23 protein-coding genes (1 of these 23 cut by a window edge) are annotated in these 24590 nt (G+C 61.0%); 4 read left to right on the forward strand and 19 right to left on the reverse strand.

What is annotated here, in order from left to right:
* Positions 1-52 precede the first annotated feature (52 nt).
* On the forward strand, positions 53-1282 hold the full coding sequence (locus AC3B5Q_RS00470; RefSeq protein WP_021784612.1) for a spore maturation protein: 1230 nt from the start codon (positions 53-55) through the stop codon (positions 1280-1282).
* Here AC3B5Q_RS00470 and AC3B5Q_RS00475 read toward each other — a convergent pair.
* The 9 genes from AC3B5Q_RS00475 to AC3B5Q_RS00515 all read right to left on the reverse strand — a co-directional run bounded on the left by AC3B5Q_RS00475 (position 1264) and on the right by AC3B5Q_RS00515 (position 11516).
* Complete coding sequence (locus AC3B5Q_RS00475; RefSeq protein ID WP_021784613.1) at positions 1264-1896, reverse strand: ABC-type transport auxiliary lipoprotein family protein; 633 nt, start codon at positions 1894-1896, stop codon at positions 1264-1266. The two genes, AC3B5Q_RS00470 and AC3B5Q_RS00475, sit on opposite strands and share 19 nt — an antisense overlap.
* Positions 1893-2831, reverse strand: a complete 939-nt coding sequence (locus tag AC3B5Q_RS00480; RefSeq protein WP_021784614.1) for an MlaD family protein — start codon at positions 2829-2831, stop codon at positions 1893-1895. Before AC3B5Q_RS00480 ends, AC3B5Q_RS00475 begins: the two co-directional genes overlap by 4 nt.
* A gap of 3 nt (positions 2832-2834) precedes the next feature.
* Positions 2835-3626 (reverse strand): ABC transporter ATP-binding protein, encoded by a 792-nt coding sequence (locus tag AC3B5Q_RS00485; RefSeq protein ID WP_014754977.1) that lies wholly within the window; start codon positions 3624-3626, stop codon positions 2835-2837.
* Entirely contained in the window at positions 3623-4756 is a 1134-nt protein-coding gene (locus tag AC3B5Q_RS00490) for an ABC transporter permease (protein ID WP_021784615.1), read from the reverse strand. The genes AC3B5Q_RS00485 and AC3B5Q_RS00490 overlap by 4 nt, the downstream gene beginning before the upstream one ends.
* 129 nt (positions 4757-4885) lie before the next feature.
* Positions 4886-5911 carry a DUF5924 family protein gene (locus tag AC3B5Q_RS00495; RefSeq protein ID WP_021784616.1) on the reverse strand — a complete coding sequence of 342 codons (1026 nt, stop codon included), beginning with the start codon at positions 5909-5911 and terminating at the stop codon, positions 4886-4888.
* A 93-nt stretch (positions 5912-6004) separates the two neighbouring features.
* Entirely contained in the window at positions 6005-7411 is a 1407-nt protein-coding gene (locus AC3B5Q_RS00500) for a M16 family metallopeptidase (RefSeq protein ID WP_028697684.1), read from the reverse strand.
* 30 nt (positions 7412-7441) lie between these two features.
* Positions 7442-9100, reverse strand: coding sequence for a Na/Pi cotransporter family protein (locus tag AC3B5Q_RS00505; protein WP_021784618.1), 1659 nt, complete (start codon positions 9098-9100; stop codon positions 7442-7444).
* A 268-nt stretch (positions 9101-9368) separates the two neighbouring features.
* Positions 9369-10139: a TerC family protein gene (locus tag AC3B5Q_RS00510; RefSeq protein WP_003252940.1), complete on the reverse strand. Its 771-nt coding sequence runs from the start codon at positions 10137-10139 to the stop codon at positions 9369-9371.
* A 69-nt stretch (positions 10140-10208) separates the two neighbouring features.
* Positions 10209-11516, reverse strand: a complete 1308-nt coding sequence (locus AC3B5Q_RS00515) for a CitMHS family transporter (protein ID WP_021784619.1) — start codon at positions 11514-11516, stop codon at positions 10209-10211.
* 267 nt (positions 11517-11783) lie between these two features.
* Here AC3B5Q_RS00515 and AC3B5Q_RS00520 point away from each other — a divergent pair, with 267 nt between their 5' ends.
* A complete protein-coding gene (locus tag AC3B5Q_RS00520) occupies positions 11784-12185 on the forward strand; it encodes a GFA family protein (RefSeq protein WP_252459033.1) in 402 nt (133 codons plus the stop codon).
* 38 nt (positions 12186-12223) lie between these two features.
* On the opposite strand, the gene AC3B5Q_RS00525 is transcribed toward AC3B5Q_RS00520, so the two are convergent.
* The 10 genes from AC3B5Q_RS00525 to AC3B5Q_RS00570 all read right to left on the reverse strand — a co-directional run bounded on the left by AC3B5Q_RS00525 (position 12224) and on the right by AC3B5Q_RS00570 (position 22100).
* On the reverse strand, positions 12224-14179 hold the full coding sequence (locus AC3B5Q_RS00525; protein WP_274119143.1) for a DUF7844 domain-containing protein: 1956 nt from the start codon (positions 14177-14179) through the stop codon (positions 12224-12226).
* Positions 14176-14496 carry a DUF2388 domain-containing protein gene (locus tag AC3B5Q_RS00530; protein WP_021784622.1) on the reverse strand — a complete coding sequence of 107 codons (321 nt, stop codon included), beginning with the start codon at positions 14494-14496 and terminating at the stop codon, positions 14176-14178. The genes AC3B5Q_RS00525 and AC3B5Q_RS00530 overlap by 4 nt, the downstream gene beginning before the upstream one ends.
* Before the next feature lie 36 nt (positions 14497-14532).
* A complete protein-coding gene (locus AC3B5Q_RS00535; RefSeq protein ID WP_021784623.1) occupies positions 14533-14826 on the reverse strand; it encodes a DUF2388 domain-containing protein in 294 nt (97 codons plus the stop codon).
* Positions 14827-14915: 89 nt separating this feature from the next.
* On the reverse strand, positions 14916-15233 hold the full coding sequence (locus tag AC3B5Q_RS00540) for a DUF2388 domain-containing protein (RefSeq protein ID WP_274102781.1): 318 nt from the start codon (positions 15231-15233) through the stop codon (positions 14916-14918).
* 312 nt (positions 15234-15545) lie between these two features.
* The gene (locus AC3B5Q_RS00545; RefSeq protein ID WP_021784625.1) at positions 15546-15761 is read right to left on the reverse strand and encodes a DUF1127 domain-containing protein; all 216 of its coding nucleotides are present in this window, start codon (positions 15759-15761) and stop codon (positions 15546-15548) included.
* A gap of 435 nt (positions 15762-16196) precedes the next feature.
* Positions 16197-17690, reverse strand: a complete 1494-nt coding sequence (gene scpC, locus AC3B5Q_RS00550) for a succinyl-CoA:acetate CoA-transferase ScpC (RefSeq protein WP_021784626.1) — start codon at positions 17688-17690, stop codon at positions 16197-16199.
* 186 nt (positions 17691-17876) lie between these two features.
* A complete protein-coding gene (locus AC3B5Q_RS00555; protein ID WP_021784627.1) occupies positions 17877-19313 on the reverse strand; it encodes an NAD(P)(+) transhydrogenase (Re/Si-specific) subunit beta in 1437 nt (478 codons plus the stop codon).
* Positions 19314-19315: 2 nt separating this feature from the next.
* A complete protein-coding gene (locus AC3B5Q_RS00560) occupies positions 19316-19630 on the reverse strand; it encodes an NAD(P) transhydrogenase subunit alpha part 2 (RefSeq protein ID WP_003252914.1) in 315 nt (104 codons plus the stop codon).
* Between the two features lie 11 nt (positions 19631-19641).
* Positions 19642-20763 (reverse strand): Re/Si-specific NAD(P)(+) transhydrogenase subunit alpha, encoded by a 1122-nt coding sequence (locus AC3B5Q_RS00565; RefSeq protein WP_135192430.1) that lies wholly within the window; start codon positions 20761-20763, stop codon positions 19642-19644.
* Positions 20764-21182: 419 nt separating this feature from the next.
* Positions 21183-22100 carry a LysR family transcriptional regulator gene (locus AC3B5Q_RS00570; protein ID WP_004575245.1) on the reverse strand — a complete coding sequence of 306 codons (918 nt, stop codon included), beginning with the start codon at positions 22098-22100 and terminating at the stop codon, positions 21183-21185.
* Positions 22101-22260: 160 nt separating this feature from the next.
* Between AC3B5Q_RS00570 and AC3B5Q_RS00575 the strand changes: the two genes are divergently transcribed.
* Together AC3B5Q_RS00575 and AC3B5Q_RS00580 are read left to right on the forward strand one after the other, a co-directional pair.
* Positions 22261-23442, forward strand: coding sequence for an acyl-CoA dehydrogenase (locus AC3B5Q_RS00575; RefSeq protein WP_003252907.1), 1182 nt, complete (start codon positions 22261-22263; stop codon positions 23440-23442).
* A gap of 13 nt (positions 23443-23455) precedes the next feature.
* Positions 23456-24590: the 5' portion of a CaiB/BaiF CoA transferase family protein gene (locus AC3B5Q_RS00580; protein ID WP_135192431.1), read on the forward strand. The gene runs 86 nt beyond the window's last position; only the first 1135 of its 1221 coding nucleotides appear in the window; it begins with the start codon at positions 23456-23458; the stop codon falls past the right edge of the window.

The raw sequence follows: 24590 nt of genomic DNA on the forward strand, positions 1-24590 counted from the left end.
TCACAGGCTGCGATACGCTATTATTCGGGCACTTTTGAGGGGGAACATACGGATGCTCAACGGCCTTTGGCTCGGCTTTTTCCTGGTGGCGGCGGTGTCCGCCCTGGCCCAATGGCTGGTAGGTGGCAACGCTGGCATCTTCGCGGCAATGGTCGAAAGCATCTTCGCCATGGCCAAGCTGTCGGTCGAGGTAATGGTGTTGCTGTTCGGCACGCTGACCCTATGGCTGGGCTTTCTCAAAATCGCCGAAAAAGCCGGCATCGTCGAATGGCTGGCCAAGGTTTTGGGCCCGCTGTTCGCTCGTTTGATGCCGGAGGTGCCGCCTGGCCACCCGGCCCTGGGCCTGATCACCATGAACTTCGCCGCCAACGGCCTGGGCCTGGACAATGCCGCCACGCCGATTGGCCTGAAGGCCATGCGGGCGCTGCAGGAGCTGAACCCCAGCAGCACTACGGCAAGCAATGCGCAGATTCTGTTCCTTGTGCTCAACGCCTCGTCGCTGACCCTGCTGCCGGTGACCATCTTCATGTATCGGGCCCAGCAAGGTGCGGCAGACCCGGCCATGGTGTTCCTGCCAATCTTGCTGGCTACCAGCGTCTCGACCTTGGTTGGCCTGCTGTCAGTGGCGGTGATGCAGCGCTTACGCCTGTGGGATCCGGTCGTGCTCGCCTACTTTATTCCCGGCGCTTTGCTGCTGGGTGGTTTCATGGCTTTTCTTGGCTCGTTGTCGGCGGCTGCGCTGGCAAGTCTGTCGTCAGTCCTGGGCAACCTCACGTTGTTTGGCGTGATCACGTTGTTCCTGGTGATCGGCGCCCTGAGACGCGTGCAGGTCTATGAAGCCTTTGTCGAAGGCGCCAAGGAAGGCTTTGATGTGGCCAAGAACCTGCTGCCTTACCTGGTGGCGATGTTGGTGGCGGTGGGTGTACTGCGTGCGTCAGGCGCCCTCGAGCTGGCCTTGGAAGGCATTCGCCATGCGGTGAACTGGATGGGCATGGATACACGCTTCGTCGAAGGCTTGCCGACGGCGCTGGTCAAACCGCTCTCTGGCAGCGCTGCACGGGCGATGCTGATCGAGACCATGCAGACCCACGGCGTGGACAGTTTTCCGGCGCTGCTGGCGGCGACTATCCAGGGCAGTACCGAAACCACCTTCTATGTGTTGGCGGTGTACTTTGGTGCCGTGGGTATCCAGCGCGTGCGCCATGCGGTGGGATGCGCGCTGCTGGCTGAGTTGTCCGGCGTGATCGCGGCGATCTTTGTCTGCTATTGGTTCTTTGCCTGAACCTTCAGCTGTGCCTGATTGGCCTGGGTGATGGTCCAGTTTACGACTTGCCCCACCAGCTGGTCGCTGGCCTGGCCGAAGCCTGCGACCACTGCTGATACCTGTTTGTCGTTCAGCGGTTGGCGGATTTCGAAGCGCTTGCTAGCCAGGATACGTTGGTTGCGGCCCTGGACCAAGCGAGCGTCATAGCGGATCACCACCTCCACAACCCCATCTGTGCGGTATTCACTCTGAAATGCCAGCAGCTCGCCGGCCAACTCGTAGTCAGCCTGCAGGTTGCTGTCGTCGGCGCTGAGGCGCTGTACCTGGCCCTCTCGCTGGAACCCATCGAGCAAGCGGTTGCGCAGCAGCACCGGGGCCGCATCGCTCCAGCGCGCGCCCTTGTAGCTGCTCACCACATTGCCTTGGGGAATCACGGCAATCCTTGGCCCGGCCAACACTTCACTGGCCAGCGGCTTGTTCAGGCGCAATGACCAGTCCAGCGCCGGTGCCGTGCGGCTGGGTTGATTCACCGGCAGGCGATAAAGGTCCACAGGTTCACTTTTCGGCAGGATCGAGCAGGCGCTGGCCAGGCTCAGCGCAACCACAAGGGTCAGCAGGCGTAACGGATTCATGGCTGGAACTCCTTGTTATTGTCGCGGCCCAGCAGGTAGCCGCTTGGATCGGCTTCCAGTTGCCGGGAAATGCCTTTGAGTGCGTTAAGGGTTTCGCGCAGTTCGCGAATGGCTGGGGCGAGTTGGTTCAGGCTCTGGGCGCCGTCACCGATAGCCTCGCTGTTGTTCTTGAGCAGGTTATTGATGGTTGCCGTGCTTTGGGCCAGTGACTGCATGGCCTGTTCGGCGCTGCCGATCGCCTGTTTGCCTTCGCTACCCAGCAGGCCGTTGGCATTTCGCATCAGCGCCTGGGTTTCGGCCAGGGTGGCACTGGCCTGCTTGCCAACCTGCACCAGCTGCTCGATGGCCTCGGCGATGCTGCCGTGCTGGCCGGCAAAGGCGCCGGTGGTCTTGTCGAGGTTGGCCAGCGTGTTGCTGAGGTGGCCTATGTTGTCCTCGGAGAACATCTGGTTGGCGTTGTGTAGCAGCATGTTGATGTTGGTCACCAGGTCGCTGCTGTCGTTGAGCAGACGCGAGATTGGCGATGGCGAAGCGACGATCACCGGCAGCTTGCCATCCTTGCCTTTAAGCTCGGGGCTTTGCGGGGTGCCGCCGCTGAGCTGGATGAACGAGTTGCCGGTGACGCCGGCCAGGGTCAGTTTGGCCTGGGTGTCTTCCTTCACCGGGGTATCGGCGCTCAGACGCACCCGTGCCAATACCCGGCGCGGGTCTTTCGGGTCCAGGCGCAGGGTGGACACGTCGCCCACCTTGATGCCGTTGTACTGCACCGTGCTGCCACGGGAAAGGCCAGACACGGCTTCGTTGAACACTACTTCGTAATCCTTGAAGGCGTCGTCGACACTGGACTTGGCCAGCCACAGGCCGAACAGCATGGCCCCGGCCACCACCAGAACGGTGACCAGGCCGATGAGGACGTGATGGGCTCGGGTTTCCATTGCTCAGCGCTCCTGCCCGGCACGGGTGGCAGCCTGTTCGGCTGCACGCCCGCGTGGGCCGTGAAAGTATTCTTGGATCCAGGTGTCGTTGGTTTTCTCGACCTCGGCCAGCGGGCCGGCCACCAGGACTTTCTTCTGCGACAGCACCGCGATGCGGTCGGTGATGGTGTACAGGGTGTCGAGGTCGTGGGTGATCAGGAACACCGACAGGCCCAGAGCATCGCGCAGGGTAAGGATCAACTGGTCAAATGCCGCAGCACCGATCGGGTCCAGGCCAGCCGTGGGCTCGTCGAGAAAAAGGATGTCCGGGTCCAGGGCCAAGGCGCGGGCCAGCGCTGCGCGCTTGATCATGCCGCCCGACAACGAGGCCGGATACTTGTCGGCAGCCGAAATCGGCAACCCGGCAAGGGCCAGTTTCACCCCGGCCAAGTGCTCGGCATCATTGCGCGACAGCCCGGCGTGCTCGATCAGCGGCAAAGCCACGTTTTCGGTCACCGTCAGCGAAGAGAACAGCGCGCCCTTCTGGAACAACACGCCAAAGCGCCGTTCGACCAGTGAACGCTGTTCTTCGCGCAGGCCGGTCAGGTCCTGGCCGAGTACCTTGATCTGCCCTTCATTGGGCCGGCGCAGGCCAATGATGCTGCGCAGAAGCACCGACTTGCCGCTGCCTGAGCCGCCTACCACGGCGAGGATTTCGCCGCGGTACAGGTCAAGGTCAAGGTTTTCATGCACCACCTGGCGGCCGAAGCGGTTGCAGATGCCGCGGGCTTCGATTACGCAATCCTGGCCACTCACCAGCCCATCTCCATGAAGAACAGCGCTGCCACCGCATCCAGCACGATGACCACAAAAATCGACTGCACCACTGCCGAGGTGGTGTGTGCCCCCACTGACTCGGCGCTGCCGCTGACCTTGAAGCCTTCCAGGCAGCCGATGGCAGCGATCAGGAAGGCGAAGAACGGTGCCTTGGCCAGGCCTACCAGGAAGTGCTGCACGCCAATGTCGCTTTGCAGCAGTGACAGGAACATGGCCGGCGAAATGTCCAGCGTCAGGGCGCATACTACTGCACCACCAACGATGCCGCAGATCATCGCGACAAAGGTGAGTAACGGCAGCGAAATCAACAGGGCCAGTACCCGCGGCACCACCAGCAGCTCCATGGGGTTGAGGCCCAGAGTGCGGATGGCGTCAATTTCTTCGTTGGCCTTCATCGAACCGATCTGTGCGGTGAACGCGCTGGCAGTGCGGCCGGCCATGAGAATGGCTGTCAGCAGCACGGCGAACTCGCGCAGGAACGAGAACGCAACCAGGTCGACGGTGAAAATGGTCGCGCCGAAGTCGGCCAGCACCGTGGCACCGAGGAACGCGACTACGGCGCCCACCAGGAATGTCAGCAACGCAACGATGGGCGCGGCATCCAGCCCGGTCTGTTCAATGTGTGCCACCACAGGAGTGAAGCGCCAGCGATGTGGCTGGAAGGCGCGGCGCAGCAAGGTTTCGAGAATCACACCGACGAAACCAAGCAATTGCATGCTGTCCTGCCAGAGCGTGCCGACGGCGCAACCGATACGCTCCAGCAGCTGCAACAGTACATTGCGCTCGGGCTCTTTGACCGGGATGCAGTAATCCTGGACCGAGCAGTAGACATTCTTCAGCAGCGCCCGGCTGGCTTCAGGCAGCTCGAGGGTGCAGCGCGACAGGCGCTCGGAGCCTAGCAGTTCGGCCAGCAGCGAAGCGCCGGCGGTGTCCAGGCGGCCCAGCTGGCTGAGGTCGGCGATGGTGTCGTCAGGGCACTGCGTGCGCAGGCGCTCGCTCTCGCGCTTGAGGTTGGCGTAGTGTGCCAGGGTCCAGTCGCCGGTAACCCGCAGGCAGGCCGGTTGGCTGCGGGTGTCCAGGGTGGCGCTGGGGGTGGTCATAGGCTCCATGCAATTGACTCGGCGCTAAGGCTTAGGGCCTGATCATAGCGCAGGGGGCATGGGGTGTTTGGTGATTATGTGCTGTATGTACGCTTGGCAACAGTGACCTGGGCCTGCTTGTGCTGCGCAAGGCAGGGGTCAACTAGCAGCTGGTGCATCATTGACCACCTTGAAGCGCAGCACGCCGATCACTTGCCCATCCTCGGTCAGCACCCTCACCTGCCACTTGCCTACCGGGTTGGGCGGGAAGTTCTGCTTGTGGGTCCAGGCCCGATAGCCTTCCTTACGTCCGCCGTGGATGTCCAGGGCAATGCGGTCGACCTCCTGGCCGTCCTTCTGCCACACATGGTAGATCCGCTCGTTCAGGCCGCGTGGAGCGTTGATGGCGGTGTAGGCATACAGGCCACTGCTGCGGATGCGGCTGGCGGCAATTTCGTCCAGCGAATCGCCCGGTTGGCGGTTCAGTACCTCAGTACTCACTGCCACCTCGGTCATCCACAGGGTTGCCGGCGGTACCCAGGAGCGCAGCAGCCAGCCCCCGGCACCGACCGACAGGGTAACCAGCACCAGTGCCACCGCGCGGCGCCAATTGTTGACCGGGAAGCTGCTGGCCAGGCTGGGGAAAGACAGGGCCATGGCCGCGATCAGGGCCAGCTTGAAGCTTTGTGCGGTGGTCAGGTGCAGGATGATCGGGAGAGCGGTCAGCAGAGCGGCGAACAACGTCAGGGTATGCAGCGCCAGGAACAGCCAGCGCCGCGGTGCCAGCCACTTGTAGTACAGCGGGTCGATGATCGAGACCAGGCCGGCGGCGCCGAGCAGGCCTGTGAAGACAAGCTGTCCGCTGTTCCAGGTGGTGGTGATGAAAAAGAACGGCAGCACGAAGAACAGCGTTTCCTGGTGGATCATCTGCGTTGCGTAACGCAACAGCGGCTGAGGGATCTCGCGGTTGAACGTGCGCGCGAACAGCCCGGTGAGGGTGTTCTCCAGCATCAGCCAGACCCAGCTGACCAGCATGAGCACGGCGACCCAGCTGGCCAGGCCAGCCTGGCGGTCGACCAGGATGAAACTGCCGATGCCGGAGAGGAAACCGCCGAGCGCGATGATGCCGGGGTAGCGCTTGAGGAGTTCGATGATGCGCTGAACGATTTGGGGGATTTGGGGCATTGGGGGCTACAACAGAAAAGTGAGGTGGCTGTGCCAGCCTCTTCGCGGGCAAGCCCGCGAAGGGTCCGGTACTGGCAAAAGGATACCGCCGAATCACCGCTGCCGTGTAGCACCACTGGGCCGCTCAGGCCTTTGCCGCCGCCAGCGCAACAGCCCCGCCGCCAGGACCAGCCCTACAAGCAAGGCCATCAGCCCGTAAAGCTCGTCATAGCCTAGCAACGGCTTTTCGATGCGCACATAGCCATCTTCCTTGAGTAGATCCTTCAGCGCCTCGTTGGCCTGTTCCAGGCTGACCTGGCGCAGCTTGCGCACCGGGTTGGCAAAGCGCCCGTCGGTGTAGTCGTTCAGCGCCCCCCAGTAGTAGTCGGCCAAGGCACTGTTGCCTTGGGTGCTCCAGCTTTCCTTGCCGATGCTGGCTTCCTTGATGCGGGCGAAGGTGTCTGGGTCCAGGCCTTCTTTGCGCAGGTGGTCGAACAGGCCCTGCATCACCTTGATTGCCTTGTCGATGTCATCGCGCTCAAGGTCCGCATTGAGGCTGAGCAGGCCGGTGTCGCCAAAGCTCTCACGCTGTACGGAGGGGCCGTAGGATAGCCCGTTGCGCAGGCGCAGCTGGTCGTACAGCGCCCAGTCCAGGTAGCGCGACAGCAGGTCGAGGGTGGCTTGGTGGTCGTTGTCCAGCACCGGCTCGATGAACAGCCAGTGCAGTTTGACGCCATCGCCCAGCCAGCCGCGGGTCAGGTTGCGACGCTGCTCGGCCTGTCGGGTGATGCTTTCAAGGTTGCGGCGCTCTTCGGGTTCAGTAGTGGGCAGCTCGCCAAAAGACCGCTCCAGATAGGCCGGAAGCAGGCGGTCGAGGCCGCCGACCATGATCAGGGTCATGTTGTTGGCCGCGTACCAGCGGTCACGCAAAGCCTGGACTTGCGCCAAGGTCATGTCGTCGAGGTTGGAACGCTCCGGGCATTTCAGACCCAGCTCGGTGGCCAGTTGACTGCTGGCGGGATGGCCGATGTCCTGGCGGTCGAGCCAGCGCTGCAGGTGGCCATAGTGGCCGCCATCCTCGCGCTCTATGATGCGCTTGGCGGTGGCCAAGGCCTTGGCGTCGATGCGGGTATCGCGGATTACTGCCAACAGCAGGTCCAGGACCTTGCGCTGGTTGCGCGCCGGGGCCTCGATGACAAAGGTGGTGTCGGCACTGCTGGTATAAGCGTTCCACTCGCCGCCAAGCGCTTGCAAGCGCTCTTCCAGCCCACCTTCGCCTGTTTCGTCGATACCACTGAACAACAGGTGCTCAAGCAGGTGTGGCAGCTCTTTCTGCTCGCAGTCGAAATCATCCAGGCCCACGCCGACCACCAGACGAATCGCCACATGGTCACGTTCGTAACCGTTTTTCAGGATGACCTGCAGACCATTAGGCAACAGGTAGCCTTCAACCCGCGAGCGGTCGAGGGCGAACGAGGACAGGCTGCAGATCAGCAGGCAAACGAACATCAGGCAACGCATGGGCGAGCGAGGGTCCTCAGCAAGGAGAAATCAGGGCTGGCGGGCTTCATCGGGCACACTGTCGAGCATCAGCCCTCCGGTGTCCGAGCCGCCTAGTACCACATAGGCACTACTACAGAACAAAGAGTTCAACCGCTTCATGTCGGCGATCAGCTCCAAGTGTAGCGAACTGGTTTCGATACTTTGCACGATCTTGCGCTGCAGGCGGCTGACATGGGCGTGGGCGAGGCGCCGTTCCTGGGCACGGAACCGACGTTTTTCCCGCAGCAGCAAGCGGGCGCTTTCCGGGTCGGCACTGAGGAACACCGACAGGCCCAGGCGCAGGTTGGCCAGCAATTGCTCCTGCAGGCCGGACAGCTCTTCCAGGCCTACCTGGGAGAATTCCCGGCGCTGGCTGGTTTTTTGCTGCTGGACCTTGCGCAACATGCGTTCGATCAGGTCACAGGCGAGTTTGAGGTTAATTGCCAGTTCGATGATTTCGGCCCAGCGGCGGTTGTCCTGTTCGCTGAGGTCTTCCCGTGACATCTGCGCCAGGTACAGCTTGATTGCGCTGTACAGGGCTTCGGCGTCCTCGCCCAAGGCGCGAACTTGCTGTGGCAAGGCGGCCTGGGTGCCACGCAGGGCTCCGAGCATGGCTTCGAGCAGGCTATCGACGATGTCCCCCAGGCGCAAAGTCTCGCGCGCGGCGTTGGCCAAGGCCAGGCTGGGCGTTTCCAGGGCCGAGGCGTCAAGGTGGCGCGGACGCATCTGGCCATTGCCGGTTTCCCGTTCCGGCAAGAGGACGTTGCACACTCGCCCCATCGGTTTGACCGTCGGCAGCATGATCAGACAGCGCAGCGTGTTGTAGAGCAGGTGAAAGCCGATGACCAGCTCCTGAGGGCTGAAACTCAACGAGTCCATCCATTCCACCAGCGGGTGCAGCACAGGGATGATCAGCACCAAGCCGATCAGCTTGTACAGCAGGCTGCCCAAGGCTACCCGACGCCCGGCGCCGTTCTGCATGCTGGTACTGATGAAAGCCAGCAGCCCGCTGCCGATATTGGCGCCGACCACCAGCCCGATGGCTACCGGCAAGCTGATCAGTTCGGCGCCGGCCAGTGTTGCTGTGAGCAGAACGGCTGCCAGGCTGGAATAGGAAATCATGGCGAACATTGCCCCGACCAGAGCGTCGAGCATGATGTCGCCGGTCAGTGAGGCAAACAGCACTTTCACGCCTTGAGCATGGGTGATCGGTGCAGCTGCCTGCACGATAAGTTCAAGTGCCAGGATGATCAGGCCAAGCCCGATGCCTACCCGGCCCAGTTGGCCGGCCCGTGTCTGCTTGCGCGAAAGGAAGAAAATCACGCCAAGGAAGATCAGCAGCGGCGACAGCCAGGACAGGTCGAAGGTCAGCACCCGGGCCATCAGTGCGGTACCCACGTCGGCACCCAGCATGATCGCCAAGGCCGGGGTCATGGCCATCAGGCCTTGGCCGACGAAGGAGGTGACCAGCATGGCCGTGGCGTTACTGCTTTGAACCATGGCAGTGACCAGAATACCGGCGATGAATGCCAGCGGGCGCTTGTCCATGTTCTGGCTGATGATGCGCCGCAAGTTCGAGCCGAATACCCGAAGGATGCCGGTACGCACAATGTGGGTACCCCAGACCAGAAGCGTCACGGCCGAGAGCAGGTTGAGCAGGGTCAGCATGGCGAAGGCCCCCTGTTGCAAAGGCCCATTGGGCCAAGAAAAGAAACGTGAGCGTTTGAATAATTTTCAGTGCTCACTCAAAGCTTTAGTTGTTTTGCCCAAGTGTCGCCAGCTTCGCATGGCAGTCATTTATTTGAAACAGATCTGAAATGAATGATTGCTTGTACGGGTAGCTTCGCGGGCAAGCCCCCACTGTGACCCCACACAAAAAAACGGGCATGAAAAAGGGCCCTGCGAAGGGCCCTTGTTGTGCTGCACTTCCTTGGCCTTATTGACCCGGAATGTCCTTGCGCAGTTTCACCGGTTCATGATCTTTGCCCTCCTTGCGGGCCATGGCGGTGCGCATGCGTATGTTGATGGCTTCCACCCCCAGCGAGAAGGCCATGGCGAAGTAGACATAGCCCTTCGGCACATGCACATCGAACGCTTCAGCGATCAACACCGTACCGACCACGATCAGGAACGACAGCGCGAGCATCTTCAGCGACGGGTGCTTGTCGATGAAATTGCTGATGGCGCCGGCGCACAGCATCATCACCAGCACGGCCACGACGATGGCGGCGATCATCACCGGTACGTGGGAAACCATGCCCACAGCGGTGATCACCGAGTCCAGCGAGAACACGATGTCGATGATGGCGATCTGGATGATGGTGTAGAAGAACTTGCCACCTGCGCCTTTGGGCTCCTCTGCGTTCTCGTCCTCGCCTTCCAGGCCGTGGTAGATCTCTTGCGAGCTCTTCCACAGCAGGAACAGGCCACCGAAGAACAGGATCAGGTCACGCCCGGAGATGCCTTGGCCAAAGACCACGAACAGGTCGGCGGTAAGGCGCATCACCCAGGTAATCGACAGCAGCAGCATGATACGGGTGACCATGGCCAGGGCCAGGCCGAAGATCCGGGTGCGTGGCTGCATGTGCTTGGGCATGCGGCTGACCAGAATCGAGATCATGATGATGTTGTCGATACCGAGGACGATCTCAAGCGCGGTAAGGGTGAAAAAGGCAACCCAGATTTCCGGGCTGGTCAGCCATTCCATGTATTTTCCTTCGAGCGGTAATGGCAACGCGCCCCGGTCAGGGCGCGTCGCGTACGTGATACGGATGTATTAAAGACTACTGAACAGCGGGAAAATCCCCATCAGCAGTGCGCCGAGCATTATGCACAGGCATACCAGCACTGCCCACTTGAGCGTGAAGCGCTGATGGTCGCCGAACTCGATACCGGCCAGGGCCACCAGCAGGTAGGTGGAGGGTACCAGCGGGCTGAGCAGGTGTACCGGCTGCCCGACGATCGATGCACGGGCCATTTCTACCGGGGTAATGCCGTAGTGGCTGGCGGCTTCGGCCAGCACCGGCAGCACGCCGTAGTAGAACGCGTCGTTGGACATGAAGAAGGTGAACGGCATGCTCACGATCGCGGTGATTACAGCCAGGTATGGGCCTAGCGCTTCAGGGATGACCGACAGCAGGCTCTTGGACATGGCGTCGACCATGCCGGTACCGGACAGGATGCCGGTGAAGATGCCGGCGGCGAAGATCAGCCCGGTTACGGCCAGCACGCTGCCGGCGTGGGCAGCAATGCGGTCCTTCTGTTGTTGCAGGCATGGGTAGTTGACGATCATGGCGATACTGAAGGCAATCATGAACAGCACTGGCAGCGGCAGTACACCGGCGATCAGTGCGGCCATCAGGGCGGCGGTCAGGGCACCGTTGAAGTACAGCAGCTTGGGCCGACGTGCGTCCGGGTACTGCGAGACGGTGATTTCGCTGTGGTCGATGTCGTCGGTAGGCAGATGCAGTTCGCCCAGGCGGGCGCGTTCACGTTTGCCATACATGTAGGCAATGGCCAGGATCGCCAGCACACCGAACAGCATGGCCGGGATCATCGGCACGAAGATGTCTGACGGGTCTACGTGCAGGGCGCTGGCAGCACGGGCGGTCGGGCCACCCCAGGGGGTCATGTTCATCACGCCGCCGGCGAGGATGATCAGGCCGGCCATGATCCGCGGGCTCATGCCCAGGCGGCTGTACATCGGCAGCATGGCGGCGCAGCAGATCATGTAGGTGGTAGCACCGTCACCGTCGAGCGAGACCACCAGGGCCAGTACAGCGGTGCCCACCGAGACTTTCAGCGGATCGCCCTTGACCAGCTTGAGGATCTTGCGCACGGCCGGGTCGAACAGGCCGGAATCGATCATCAGGGCGAAATAGAGGATGGCGAACATCAGCATCACGCCGGTAGGTGCGAGCTTGCTGATGCCCTCTAGCATCATGGGGCCGATCTTGGCGGAAAAACCACCGAACAGGGCGAACAGGATCGGTACCAGAATCAGCGCGATCAAGGCCGACAGGCGCTTGCTCATGATCAGGTACATGAACGTGATGACCATGGCAAAGCCGAGGAAGGTCAGCATGGCAATACTCCAGGCGTGGCGCGGCGAAAGGACAGTCGATTCGGGCGTATCAGCGCGCAGGGCGCTGTGCAGAGAGCATGCGGAGGGGGGCTACGAAAAGGCGGGCGCAGGAATACATCAGAATCACCATTGTTGTTGTTGATTGGGCCGGGCGCGGTATTGACCGGGTGCCCTGGCTGACCGGTCTTGTGCCGGTAGTGGGCGCTATCCTAAGAGGGCAAGCTTTCAGCCAGCTTTCGCTGAAGCAAAGGTGACGGGAGGTAGGTGATGCAGGATGTAACCGAAGGTGGCTGCCATTGTGGTGCCCTGCGTTATCGGCTGGAGGGCAACCTGACGGACATTGCCCACTGTCATTGTTCGATCTGCAGGCGGGTCAGCGGTGGACTGGTAGTCACCTGGCTTACCCTGCCCCGTTCCGGGTTCCAGTGGTTAACGGGCGAGCCGAACTGCTACGTGGCGCCGGCCAGTTGCAGCCGTTACTTCTGTGGGCAGTGTGGGGCGCATGTGGCGCTGGTGACCACGCATAGCCCGCAGACGATCGATGTGACGGTGGCGACGCTGGATCACCCTGAATGGGTGCGAGCCAACCGGCATATCTGGGTGGGCAGCCGGTTGCCCTGGTTGCATCTGGATGAGGATTTGCCCTCGGAAGATGAGGAGAGCCTGTAGGCGCGGGCTTGCCCGCGAAAGGGGCAGCCCTGCATGCATCACAACTGCAGGCCACCGGCAGCTTTGTGCAACGCCCGCAAGTGCTCGCCGATCTGCTTCACGTTGGCCTCGACCTCTGCAATTTCCCTGGCTCGCGACGGCTCCAGCAGCGCCCTCACCTCTTTGTCCAGGCTGGTGCTCAAACGCAACAGCTGTGCCTGCCGCTCGCTGCTCACCTGCTCCAGGTGCTTGCGCTCTTCCGGCTGCGGCAGCCCGTAGCCTTTGGAGTCGAGCAACTCTGCCGGGCGGCTTAGAAAACCGCTGTTGGCAAGCATTTGCTTGAGCGTGGCATCGGCTTTGTTGATGCTGCCATCTTTCAATGCTGCGGCATTCAGGTAGCGCTGCTTGACCTCGTCCTGGGCCAGCAGAAGCTGCCGGCGCAGGCTGGCTTGCTCAAGCAGAAGCAGTGCCGCGCTGGTGCGCAGGTCGGCCTTGGCGAACCAGCTGCGACGCTGCTCCGCATCGAGGGCCAGCCAGTCCTCAACCAAAGCTTGCTTGATCGGCAGCTGTTTTCTCAGCACCTCGAACATCGCCTGGTAGCGGTCGCGGTAAGAATCGAAGCGGTAGCCCAGGCGTAACGCTTCGCGCGGGTTATCAAGCACGCTGGTGTCTGCCAGCCCCCTGCCCTTGAGCACGGCCAGCAAACCGTTGGGCATGATGCTGTCCAGGTCGTTGAGGCGCGGATTGGCGGTGCCGCTGCGCAGCAGCTTCAACGACTCTACTGCACAGTTGTTTGACAGGAACCAGTAGTTGCCGTCGTAGCTCCAGTGCATTTCGGCGGCCTGGCGCACCAGATTTTCGATTTCGTCGCGGTTGAGTTTCAAGGGCACCGAGGCCAGGCTGCGCAGCTCGGTCTTGGTGTATTCGTCGATCACCTGGCCCAGCGGCAGCACGAATAGCCGCGACGGGTAGTTGCCGACCAGGCCGTCCCAGCTGGACAGTTGCACGTCGTTGACGAAGGCGCGGTACGACAGCACCAGGCTTTGATCGAGGTCCAGGCGGCAATCTGGTCCGCGTGGGCGGCCTGGCTTGCAGATCACCAGGCGCAGCATGCTGTGCCCCCAGCGGCTGACCAGGTTCTGATTGGCTTCAGCCAGCAGGTAGTCCACTTCGTAGACCCGCTCCGGGTCGATTTCACCTAGTGGCTGGCGGGCGAAGTCGCTGCCGGCATTGATGAATGGTAAGCCTTTGGCACAGGTGCTCTGTTGCGGTGCCCAGCCGAAGTGTTCGTGAAGGTATTGGTACAGCGCCGGGCGACGGCAGCTGTAGCTCGGGTCGAGGAGGAAATACTCCATGTTGACCGCGATGTATTCCTTGGGACTGCTCAACTCATAGCTGTCGGGGCTGCGCACGAATTGACCATTGTGCTGCTCGCGCTCGCCACGTCGGCCCACATACTGCTGCCATCCGGCCAGGTCGAGCAGCCGTGGGTCGTCGCTTAGGGTGAAGCGGCGCTCGGCCTGGCCGCGGCATTCTTCCGGCAGGCCGACCTTGCCCAGCGTGCCTTGCTGGCGTTTGCAGCGTGCAATCAGTGTTTTTTCGGCGCTGGGCCACAGGCGGGCACGGTCGTAGAGATGGGTGAGCTCGTGTAGCACGGTGGCCAGCAGCTCTTCACGCACCGTGCCATGTGGGCGACTGGTGCGCTCGTTGGCGGCGCTGCCATCGGTTAGGCTGGGCAGCAAGCGGCGGTTGAGCTCGAGGGTGGATATCAGTGATGCCTGCCCGTAAGTGTCGGCAGGCATGTTGTCGCTCCAGCTGACCCGTACGCGGCGGTCCAGCTGTTGCTTGAAGCGCGGTGGCAGCTTGCCCATGGCCTCGTCGAGCAGGGCTTGGGAGGCTTGTGCTTGTCGCGGGTCGAGTCCGGACGCCTGCAGCTCAAGCTGCAGGTCGGCCAAGGCGGGCGTGCCGAGCAGCGTCAGGGCGCAGCCGAGCAGCCAGGCACGCACGCGCTTCACAGGGCGAGTATGGCTTCAGCCAGTACCTGGTCGCTGGCGCTGCGCGCTTCCGGTACGCGCTCGCGCAGGGTATTGAAGGCGGCCTCGAGTTGGACGCCGCGGATGTCACCATTACTGGCGACGAAGCTTGCAGCGTCGTCGTGGGCTTCGCGCACCACTTTGGAGTCGCGGATCGATGTGGTGGTGTCCGAGGTGAAGTCGATCGAACGGCCAAAGGCACGCACGATGATGTTGCTGGTGGCCACCAGGGTCTGTGCCTGGGCCAGGTCGGCCAGCAGCAGCATGCCGAGGGAAGCGGCAATCAGCGGTTTGCGCATGGAGCATCTCCGAAAAATACAGGGAGTCAGGTGTGGTTATTGGACGAGAATTGCCTGCGCCAGTTCCAGATCGCCGACGGCGTGCCGTGCGCAATTGTGGCGTAATGATTCCAAGGCAGCTTCCAGGCGTGCCCCACGGATCCGCCCGTCGCTGGCAACGAATGCGGCGGCATCGTCGCGGGCCTGTGTGACCAGTTTGCGATCGAACGGTGCGGTTGTGACCTGGCTGGTGACATAGCCGGTGATGACCAGGCTTTGTGTGGTGGTATCCATGGCATGGGCGCTGGCCATGCCTGTGGCGGCGAACAGCAACGGCAACAGATAACGCATGAGCTTTCTTGAAGACTGGAAAAATGAACGGCGAAGCCTACCTCAGGTGCGAGGGCCGAAGCCAACGCACCTGTTTTGCATGGCGTGTATCAGAGCGCCAGGATGGCCTGGGCCAACTGTGTATCGCTAGCTTGCAGGTTGGGCATGTTCGAACGGATGTGAACAAAAGCGCTTTCAAGTCGGGCGCCGCGGATAGCGCCCTGAGTGCCGACGAAGCTGGCTGCGTCATCGCGGGCGGCCTGGACGATCTTGTCGTCGCGGAACGAAGAGCTCAGGTCGGAAGTGGCGTCGGTGGAGGCGGCAACGGCACGTACTACCGTATCGGTGGTGACAACGAAGCTGGTGGCGTTGGCAGTGCCGGCCAGGCCAAGCAACAGCGCGGCGCCAAGCAAGTGTTTGCGGGACATGGTCGTGGACTCCTGGGTAGGTCAGGTTGGTTCTGCTGTATCGGACGTTTGCAGGGCTCGTTACGTTACGTTTTCAATAATTGGTTCTAGCAGACGGTTAGGCCAAGCGTACCACGCGGTGCTGCATGGAGAGGATGACGACTGCTGAGCCGGAGAACTGTTCAGGCCAATATGAAGTTTTGTAAAACTGTACTGGTCGAATCATAAGTACTCTACAACGGTGCGTCTTTCGGGCATTAAAAAACCCGCTGCAGTCGCCTGCAACGGGTTTGAGGAATTCACGGTGCCGGCCAAAGCCGGCAAGCCGGGAGCTTAGCGCCAGAAAGGCTTGCTCAGCTCTTCGTAACGCTGCGACTCGCTGATACCGGCGTCTGCAAGCAGGCGGGAGTCCAGGCGAGCCAGTTGACGACGGCTGGTCATGCGACGCTGCCACAGCAGCAGGGTCGACAATGCACGCAGTGGCATCGAGGCGTTGGATTGTTGGGCGTTGCTTTCAAAAACCAGACCGGAACTGAGGGTACGTTCCATGATGCTTCATCCTTCCGCTTATGGCGGGATTAGGTAGTGATTTAACTGATGCCAATGATCCTCCTCTGTCGTCCATAACAGTAGATACAGTTCGGTTGAAAGACGATGGCTCAGTTAACTGTGTAACCCTACTGTTGCACTCGAAATAGGCGTAACTGTACTGGTCCGCACTTCTTTGGTGCATTCTTGTTCGAGAAATGGGATTTGTCAGTCGAGAAGGTCTAAAAACACCAGTACAGTAGTACAGATTGTGTTGTTGATAGCGGAAAGGGTGTATTGATAGAAGGGTTTGACTGTTATGGTCCATACGAGAGCTTGCCCGCTCCCACAGGGAAAGTGCTGCCCTTGAGGGTTGCACATCACCTGTGGGAGCGGGCAAGCCCGCGAAGGGCCGGAACAGCGGAGGCAGGGCCGCCGTTCCGTACCACATCTGGATCAGCTTGCCAGCATGCGCCCGGTTTCTTCCAGGTTTTCGTGCCAGCTCAGGGCCTCACGCAGGATGTGCGGGGTATGCCCGCCACGCTGGCAGGCGCGGTCGAAATAGTCGTTCAGCGCAGCGCGGTAGTCTGGATGCACGCAGTTGTCGATGATCGCCCGCGCCCGTTCGCGCGGCGCCAGGCCACGCAGGTCCGCCAGGCCCTGCTCGGTGACCAGGATATCCACGTCGTGCTCGGTATGGTCGACATGGCTGACCATTGGCACCACGCTGGAAATCGCCCCGCCTTTGGCAATCGACTTGGTGACGAAGACCGCCAGGTGAGCGTTTCGGGCGAAGTCGCCGGAGCCACCGATGCCGTTCATCATCCTGGTGCCGCAGACGTGGGTGGAGTTGACGTTGCCGTAGATATCGAACTCCAGTGCGGTGTTGATACCGATGATGCCCAGGCGACGTACCACTTCCGGGTGGTTGGAGATTTCCTGCGGGCGTAGCACCAGCTTGTCCTTGTAGCGTTCCAGGTTGCCGAACACATCGGCATTGCGGCGCGTCGACAGGGTGATCGAGCTGCCCGAGGCGAAACTCAGCTTGCCGGCGTCGATCAGGTCGAAGGTGGAGTCCTGCAGCACTTCAGAGTACATGGTCAGGTTTTCGAACGGCGACTCGATCAGGCCGCACATCACCGCATTGGCAATGCTGCCAATGCCGGCTTGCAGCGGGCCGAGCTTGTTGGTCATGCGGCCGGCATCCACTTCCTTCTTGAGGAAGTTGATCAGGTGGTCGGCGATGCCCTGGGTTTCATCATCTGGCGGCAGCACAGTGGACGGCGAGTCTGGCTGGTCGCTGATGACGATACCGACGATTTTGGCCGGGTCGATCGGGATGGCGGTGCTGCCGATTCGGTCGTCGACCTTGACCAGCGGGATTGGTGTGCGGGTCGGGCGGTAGGTTGGGATATAGATGTCGTGCAGGCCTTCGAGGTTGGTGTTGTGCGAGAGGTTGATCTCCACAATCACCTGCTTGGCGAAGATCGCGAAGCTGGCCGAATTGCCCACCGAAGTGGTTGGCACGATGTGGCCTTGCTCGGTGATGGCCACGGCTTCGATGACCGCGATGTCCGGCAGCTTCAGCTGCTGGTTGCGCAGTTGCTCGACGGTTTCCGACAGGTGCTGGTCGATGAACATCACCTGGCCGTCATTAATGGCCTTGCGCAGGGTGCTGTCGACCTGGAATGGCATGCGGCGGGCCAGTACACCGGCCTCGGTCAGTTGTTTGTCCAGGTCATTGCCCAGGCTGGCGCCGGTCATCAGGCTGATTTTCAGAGGCGATTGCTTGGCACGTTCGGCCAGTGCATGCGGTACGGCCTTGGCCTCGCCGGCGCGGGTGAAGCCGCTCATGCCGACAGTCATGCCGTCCTCGATCAGACCAGCGGCATCAGCCGCACTCATTACCTTGCTGTGCAGGGAGGACAAGCGGATACGATCACGGTACATGGATTGTTATCTCGGGCTACTGAAACTACTGCAGCGCAGTCTAGAGATTTCGCCCATTGCCGTCCCACGACCATGGTCGTATGAGAAGCCTTGTATTTGAGCCGTTGATCCGGATCAACAAAAGAAAAGCCCCGGCAGATTCTGTCCGGGGCTTCCTTTATATCAGCTGGTTTGTAGCGGCTGTTGTCACTCCACCGCTTTGACCATGTCCTCGATGACCTTCTTGGCGTCACCGAACACCATCATGGTCTTGTCCAGATAGAACAGCTCGTTGTCCAGGCCGGCATAGCCGCTGGCCATCGAGCGTTTGTTGACGATGATGGTCTTGGCCTTGAACGCTTCGAGGATCGGCATACCGGCGATTGGCGACTTGGGATCGTTCTTCGCCGCCGGGTTGACCACGTCGTTGGCGCCCAGCACCAGCACCACGTCGGCCTGGCCGAACTCGGCGTTGATGTCTTCCATCTCGAATACTTGATCGTACGGCACTTCAGCCTCGGCCAGCAGTACGTTCATGTGCCCGGGCATACGGCCCGCCACCGGGTGAATCGCATACTTCACGGTCACGCCGTTGTGGGTCAGCTTCTCGGTCAGCTCTTTCAGCGCGTGCTGGGCACGGGCCACCGCCAGGCCGTAGCCTGGAACGATGATCACGCTGTCGGCATTGCTGAGCAGGAAGGTGGCGTCGTCAGCCGAGCCGGACTTCACCGGCCGCTGCTCTTGCGAACCTTGCGCCGCGCCACTGTCGGTATCGCCACCAAAACCGCCAAGGATGACGTTGAAGAACGAACGGTTCATCGCCTTGCACATGATGTACGAGAGGATGGCACCGGACGAACCTACCAGGGAACCGGCGATGATCAGCATCGAGTTGTTCAGCGAGAAGCCGATACCGGCCGCTGCCCAGCCCGAGTAGCTGTTGAGCATCGACACCACCACTGGCATGTCGGCGCCGCCGATCGGAATAATGATCAGCACACCCATGATGAAGGCCAGGACCAGCATCAGAGTAAAGGCACTGTAGTGGCCAGTGAAAGTGAACAGAAGGCCGAGGGCGATGGTGGTCAGGCCAAGGATCAGGTTGAGTTTATGCTGGCCAGCGAACTGTACCGGTGCGCCTTGGAAGAGGCGGAACTTGTACTTGCCCGACAATTTGCCAAAGGCGATCACCGAACCGGAGAAGGTAATGGCACCGATGGCAGCACCGAGGAACAGCTCCAGGCGGTTGCCGGTGGGGATCGGATCGCTGATGGCAGCCACAATGCCCATCGACTGTGGCTCCAGCACGGCGGCGATGGCAATGAACACCGCGGCCAGGCCGATCATGCTGTGCATGAAAGCGACCAGTTCGGGCATTTTGGTCATTTCGACGCGCTTGGCCATGATGGAACCGGCGGTGCCGCCGACCAGCAGGCCGACGATGACATAGCCGATACCGGCAGTGGCAAGTTCAGCCCCAAGCTTATAAATGAGGCCGACCGTCGTGAGGATGGCGAGACCCATGCCGATCATGCCGAACAGATTGCCGCGCCGCGAGGTAGTCGGGTGCGACAGGCCCTTGAGCGCCTGGATGAAGCACACCGAGGCGACGAGGTAGAGGAGCGTTACCAGATTCATGCTCATGCTTACTTCTTCGCCTCGTTCTTGGTTTTCTTCTTGAACATTTCAAGCATGCGGCGGGTGACCAGGAAGCCACCGAACACGTTGACTGCGGCAAGGGCCACGGCCAGGGTGCCCATCAGCTTGCCGGCCGGGGTCACGGTCAGGGCCGCGGCCAGCATGGCGCCGACGATGACGATTGCCGAGATGGCATTGGTGACCGCCATCAGTGGGGTGTGCAACGCCGGGGTGACGTTCCACACCACGTGGTAGCCCACATAGATGGCCAGCACGAAAATGATCAGGTTATAGATGCCGTGGGAAATCAGCATGTCTTCCATTGTCGTGCTCCTTAGCCGTTCTTGCGGACGACCTGACCATCACGGCACATCAGGCAGGCCGCGACGATGTCGTCTTCGAGGTTGATGATCAGCGCGCCGTCCTTGTCGAACAGCAGCTTCATGAAGTCCAGCAGGTTGCGTGCATACAGTGCCGAGGCATCGGCACCCACCTGGGCCGGCAGGTTGGTAGGGCCGACGATGGTCACGCCGTTCTCCTGCACCACTTGGTCTGCGACGGTCAGCGGGCAGTTGCCGCCTTGGGCTGCAGCCAGGTCGATGACCACCGAGCCAGGCTTCATCTGCGCCACGGTTTCGGCGCTTAGCAGGGTCGGCGCCTTGCGCCCGGGGATCAGCGCGGTGGTGATGACGATATCGGACTGCTTGGCGCGCTCGTGCACGGCCTGGGCCTGGCGCTGCATCCAACTGGCCGGCATTGGTCGGGCATAGCCGCCAACACCTTCGGCGCACTCTCGCTCCTCGTCGGTCTCGTAGGGTACGTCGATGAATTTTGCACCCAGTGATTCGATCTGCTCTTTCACCGCCGGGCGAACGTCGGATGCTTCGATCACCGCACCCAGGCGCTTGGCGGTGGCGATGGCCTGCAAGCCGGCAACGCCAGCGCCCAGTACCAGGACGCGTGCGGCCTTAACGGTACCGGCAGCGGTCATCAGCATTGGCATGAAGCGTGGGTAGTGATGGGCTGCCAGCAACACGGCCTTGTAGCCGGCGATGTTGGCCTGCGACGACAGCACGTCCAGGCTCTGCGCCCGCGAGGTTCGCGGCGCGGCTTCCAGGGCGAAGGCGGTAATACCGCGTTCGGCCATCTTGCCGATCAGCTCACCGTTGAAGGGGTTGAGCATGCCCACCAGAAGGCTGCCGCTGTTGATCAGGGCCAGTTCCTGGTCGTTGGGGGCGACCACTTTGAGTACCAATTGGGCGCCGTAGGCATCGGCGGCGCTCCCAAGGGAAGCACCCACGGCTTCATAGGCACTGTCCGGAATGGCGGCGTTGAGCCCTGCCCCCCGTTGAACGGTGACCTGATGGCCCTGGCCAATCAGTTTCTTGATGGTTTCGGGGGTCGCAGCGACCCTTGTCTCACCGGTCTGCGTCTCGAGAGGAACACCAATGTGCACGACTATTTCTCCTGCGGTGACCTTTTGTCTTTGTAGAAGCCAGCACACTTCGGATGGTGTGCTGGGGCGGCTGTGGAGCGCCAACCCGCCGGATCCCGGGCGGGGCGAAGCATTTTGCAGACGAACCCGAAGGCCTTCAACCGGTTCTGGAGCGAAACGAAGTCAAAACTACAAGTCACCCTGTGACCGCTTGTCGCAGCAATAGGGTTGCAGCCCGTCAAACATGCGCCATTGGCAGATTAGGAGAAAAAATCAAAAAAAAAGCGGCCAATTCGCTTACGACTAGTTGGATGTCGCAAAATAACCCGCAAAGCCGCGTACTGAGCACGGTTAAAGGGTGTTTTTATGCTTGCGTTACAGTTTGCGAATATGCGACATATACATATATCTGTAGGTGTTTAAAATAATTGACTACAGGGTCAATTTGTCGCGCTTGCCCCTGATCTATTCAGGTAGGCCTGAGCCTGGCTTACCAACCAGTCGCGAAAGGCGCGTAGCGACGCCGACTCCACCTTGCGCTCTGGAATCATCAGATAGTAGGCCTTGTCGCTACTCAGGGCATGCCTGTTAGCGACCACCAGCCTTCCCTCCTCCAACTCCCGCTGGATCAGGAACGGTGGTATCAGGGCAATGCCCATGTCGTGCATGGCCGCCTGGGCGAGCATCGAGAATAGTTCATAGCGCGGGCCTGTCATGTCGCGCTCCACATTCATGCCCACACTGCCGAACCATTGCCGCCAGGCATACGGGCGCGTGCTCTGCTGCAGCAGTGGTAGCTGCGCGATGTGGCGTGCCTCGAGCATGCCCTGGCCGTTCAGCAGTGCCGGGCTGCACACGGGTACTGGGTTTTCACCCATCAGTTGGTGCGACTGGGTGCCTGACCAGTCCGCATCACCAAAATAGATGGCGGCATCGAAGGTAGTGTCGGCGAACAGGAATGGCCGGGTGCGGTTGGTGAGGTTGACTGTGACCTCCGGGTGGCGCTGCTGGAAGTCCTTGAGCCGTGGCAGGAGCCATTGAGTGCCAAACGTCGGCACTACCGCCAGCTCGATCACATTGGCGCCTTGCTGGCGCATGACCGACAAGGTATCGCGCTCCACGGCGTCCAGTTGGGCCGCCACCTGGCGACTGTAGGATAGGCCGGCTTCGGTCAGCCTTACGCCGCGGCGCGAGCGACGGAACAGTTCCACATTAAGGAAGGCTTCCAGGCCACCGATCTGCCGACAGACGGCACCCTGGGTCAGCGCGAGTTCCTGGGCAGCCTTGGTAAAGCTCTCGTTACGGGCTGCCGCCTCGAAGCAAATCAGGGCGGCGGTACTGGGGATCTTACGGCGCATGTACGTCAACCTCACTTGTAAGGCTGTCAATAAGGCGTTTTGCCGATTTACGGAGTGACAAAATATCACTAATTGGTGCGCAATCCTCGTTTGTCCCGGCGGCCGATCAGGCCTAGGCTCAAAGGCACAAGAAACTGACCCCTATTTCGAGGATTCGCTCATGGCCGGTAAAGCAAGCTTCAACTGGATCGACCCGTTGCTGCTGGATCAGCAGCTCACTGAAGAAGAGCGTATGGTGCGTGACAGCGCTTATCAGTTCGCCCAGGACAAGCTGGCCCCGCGTGTGCTTGAGGCCTTCCGCCATGAGCAGACCGATCCGGCGATCTTCCGCGAGATGGGTGAAGTAGGCCTGTTGGGTGCAACCATTCCCGAGCAATACGGTGGCAGTGGCCTGAATTATGTGTGCTATGGCCTTATTGCTCGCGAAGTGGAACGTATCGACTCAGGTTACCGCTCGATGATGAGTGTGCAGTCGTCGCTGGTGATGGTGCCGATCAACGAATTTGGCACCGAAGCTCAAAAGCAGAAGTACCTCCCCAAGTTGGCCAGTGGCGAGTGGATCGGTTGCTTCGGTCTGACCGAGCCTAACCATGGCTCCGATCCTGGTTCGATGATTACGCGCGCGAGGAAGGTCGACGGTGGCTACCGGCTGACCGGCAGTAAAATGTGGATCACCAACAGTCCCATCGCCGATGTGTTCGTGGTGTGGGCCAAGGATGATGCGGGCGATATTCGTGGCTTCGTACTGGAAAAAGGTTGGCAAGGCCTCAGTGCCCCGGCAATCCATGGCAAGGTTGGCCTGCGCGCGTCGATCACTGGTGAAATCGTCATGGACAATGTGTTCGTGCCAGAAGAGAACATCTTCCCGGACGTGCGTGGCCTCAAGGGCCCGTTCACCTGCCTGAACTCGGCTCGCTATGGTATTTCGTGGGGTGCGCTGGGTGCCGCTGAAGCCTGCTGGCACACCGCTCGCCAGTACACCCTGGACCGTCAGCAGTTTGGTCGTCCACTGGCCGCCAACCAGTTGATTCAGAAGAAGCTTGCCGACATGCAGACAGAAATCACCCTGGCGCTGCAGGGCTGCCTGCGTCTGGGTCGCATGAAGGATGAAGGGACGGCTGCGGTGGAAATCACCTCCATCATGAAGCGCAATTCCTGCGGTAAGGCGCTGGATATCGCCCGTATGGCGCGTGACATGCTGGGCGGCAACGGCATCTCCGACGAGTTTGGTGTGGCCCGCCATCTGGTTAACCTGGAGGTGGTCAACACCTATGAAGGTACCCATGATGTGCATGCACTTATCCTGGGTCGTGCGCAGACCGGTATCCAGGCGTTCTATTGATAAGGAGCAAACCATGGGCGCGCTATCACATCTGCGGGTGCTAGACCTTTCGCGCGTGTTGGCCGGCCCGTGGTCTGGTCAGATTTTGGCTGACCTTGGCGCCGACGTGATCAAGGTCGAGCGCCCTGGCAGTGGCGACGATACCCGCTCATGGGGGCCGCCTTTTCTCAAGGATGCCGAAGGTGAGGACACCAGTGAGGCGGCCTATTACCTGTCGGCCAACCGCAACAAGCGCTCAGTGACCATCGACTTTACCCAGCCGGAGGGACAGCGGCTGGTGCGTGAACTGGCGGCGAAGTGCGATATCGTCATAGAGAACTTCAAGGTAGGTGGGCTGGCAGCGTATGGCCTGGACTACCAGAGCCTGAAGGCGATAAACCCGCAGCTCATCTATTGCTCCATTACCGGCTTCGGTCAGACCGGGCCCTATGCCAAGCGCGCTGGCTATGACTTCATGATCCAGGGGTTGGGTGGGCTGATGAGCCTGACTGGTCGTCCGGAGGGTGAAGAGGGCGCCGGGCCGGTCAAGGTGGGGGTGGCGCTTACCGACATTCTGACCGGGTTGTATTCCACGGTCGCCATGCTGGCTGCTCTCGCCCACCGGGATCAGGCCGGGGTCGGTCAGCATATCGACATGGCATTGCTCGATGTGCAGGTGGCCTGCCTGGCGAACCAGGCAATGAACTACCTGACCACGGGCAGCCCTCCTCGTCGGCTGGGTAATGCGCATCCTAATATAGTCCCTTATCAGGACTTTCCGACGGCAGATGGCGATTTCATTCTTACCGTGGGCAATGATAGCCAGTTCCGCAAGTTCGCCGAAGTGGCCGGACAGCCGCAGTGGGCGGAAGACCCTCGATTCGTTACCAATAAGCTGCGGGTGGCCAACCGGGCCGAACTGATTCCATTGATTCGCCAGGCTACGGTGTTCAAGACCACGGCGGAGTGGGTGGCCCATTTGGAGGCGGCAGGGGTGCCATGTGGACCTATCAATAACCTGGCGCAAATGTTCCAGGACCCCCAGGTGCTTGCACGCGGGTTGGCGGTGAGTATTCCCCATCCATTGGCGGGTAGTGCGCCGCAGGTTGCGAGCCCGATACGGTTGTCGGAAACGCCAGTAGAGTATCGCCGGGCGCCACCCTTGTTGG

The sequence above is a fragment of the Pseudomonas sp. D5(2026) genome (assembly GCF_057766845.1).

What these genes read in the sequence shown, in the direction of transcription:
- AC3B5Q_RS00470 (WP_021784612.1), top strand. Translation starts at nt 53, where the DNA reads ATGCTCAACGGCCTTTGGCTCGGCTTTTTCCTGGTGGCGGCGGTGTCC.
- AC3B5Q_RS00475 (WP_021784613.1), bottom strand. Translation starts at nt 1,896, where the DNA reads ATGAATCCGTTACGCCTGCTGACCCTTGTGGTTGCGCTGAGCCTGGCC.
- AC3B5Q_RS00480 (WP_021784614.1), bottom strand. Translation starts at nt 2,831, where the DNA reads ATGGAAACCCGAGCCCATCACGTCCTCATCGGCCTGGTCACCGTTCTG.
- AC3B5Q_RS00490 (WP_021784615.1), bottom strand. Translation starts at nt 4,756, where the DNA reads ATGGAGCCTATGACCACCCCCAGCGCCACCCTGGACACCCGCAGCCAA.
- AC3B5Q_RS00495 (WP_021784616.1), bottom strand. Translation starts at nt 5,911, where the DNA reads ATGCCCCAAATCCCCCAAATCGTTCAGCGCATCATCGAACTCCTCAAG.
- AC3B5Q_RS00500 (WP_028697684.1), bottom strand. Translation starts at nt 7,411, where the DNA reads ATGCGTTGCCTGATGTTCGTTTGCCTGCTGATCTGCAGCCTGTCCTCG.
- AC3B5Q_RS00505 (WP_021784618.1), bottom strand. Translation starts at nt 9,100, where the DNA reads ATGCTGACCCTGCTCAACCTGCTCTCGGCCGTGACGCTTCTGGTCTGG.
- AC3B5Q_RS00510 (WP_003252940.1), bottom strand. Translation starts at nt 10,139, where the DNA reads ATGGAATGGCTGACCAGCCCGGAAATCTGGGTTGCCTTTTTCACCCTT.
- AC3B5Q_RS00515 (WP_021784619.1), bottom strand. Translation starts at nt 11,516, where the DNA reads ATGCTGACCTTCCTCGGCTTTGCCATGGTCATCACGTTCATGTACCTG.
- AC3B5Q_RS00520 (WP_252459033.1), top strand. Translation starts at nt 11,784, where the DNA reads ATGCAGGATGTAACCGAAGGTGGCTGCCATTGTGGTGCCCTGCGTTAT.
- AC3B5Q_RS00530 (WP_021784622.1), bottom strand. Translation starts at nt 14,496, where the DNA reads ATGCGCAAACCGCTGATTGCCGCTTCCCTCGGCATGCTGCTGCTGGCC.
- AC3B5Q_RS00535 (WP_021784623.1), bottom strand. Translation starts at nt 14,826, where the DNA reads ATGCGTTATCTGTTGCCGTTGCTGTTCGCCGCCACAGGCATGGCCAGC.
- AC3B5Q_RS00540 (WP_274102781.1), bottom strand. Translation starts at nt 15,233, where the DNA reads ATGTCCCGCAAACACTTGCTTGGCGCCGCGCTGTTGCTTGGCCTGGCC.
- AC3B5Q_RS00545 (WP_021784625.1), bottom strand. Translation starts at nt 15,761, where the DNA reads ATGGAACGTACCCTCAGTTCCGGTCTGGTTTTTGAAAGCAACGCCCAA.
- scpC (WP_021784626.1), bottom strand. Translation starts at nt 17,690, where the DNA reads ATGTACCGTGATCGTATCCGCTTGTCCTCCCTGCACAGCAAGGTAATG.
- AC3B5Q_RS00555 (WP_021784627.1), bottom strand. Translation starts at nt 19,313, where the DNA reads ATGAGCATGAATCTGGTAACGCTCCTCTACCTCGTCGCCTCGGTGTGC.
- AC3B5Q_RS00560 (WP_003252914.1), bottom strand. Translation starts at nt 19,630, where the DNA reads ATGGAAGACATGCTGATTTCCCACGGCATCTATAACCTGATCATTTTC.
- AC3B5Q_RS00570 (WP_004575245.1), bottom strand. Translation starts at nt 22,100, where the DNA reads ATGCGCCGTAAGATCCCCAGTACCGCCGCCCTGATTTGCTTCGAGGCG.
- AC3B5Q_RS00575 (WP_003252907.1), top strand. Translation starts at nt 22,261, where the DNA reads ATGGCCGGTAAAGCAAGCTTCAACTGGATCGACCCGTTGCTGCTGGAT.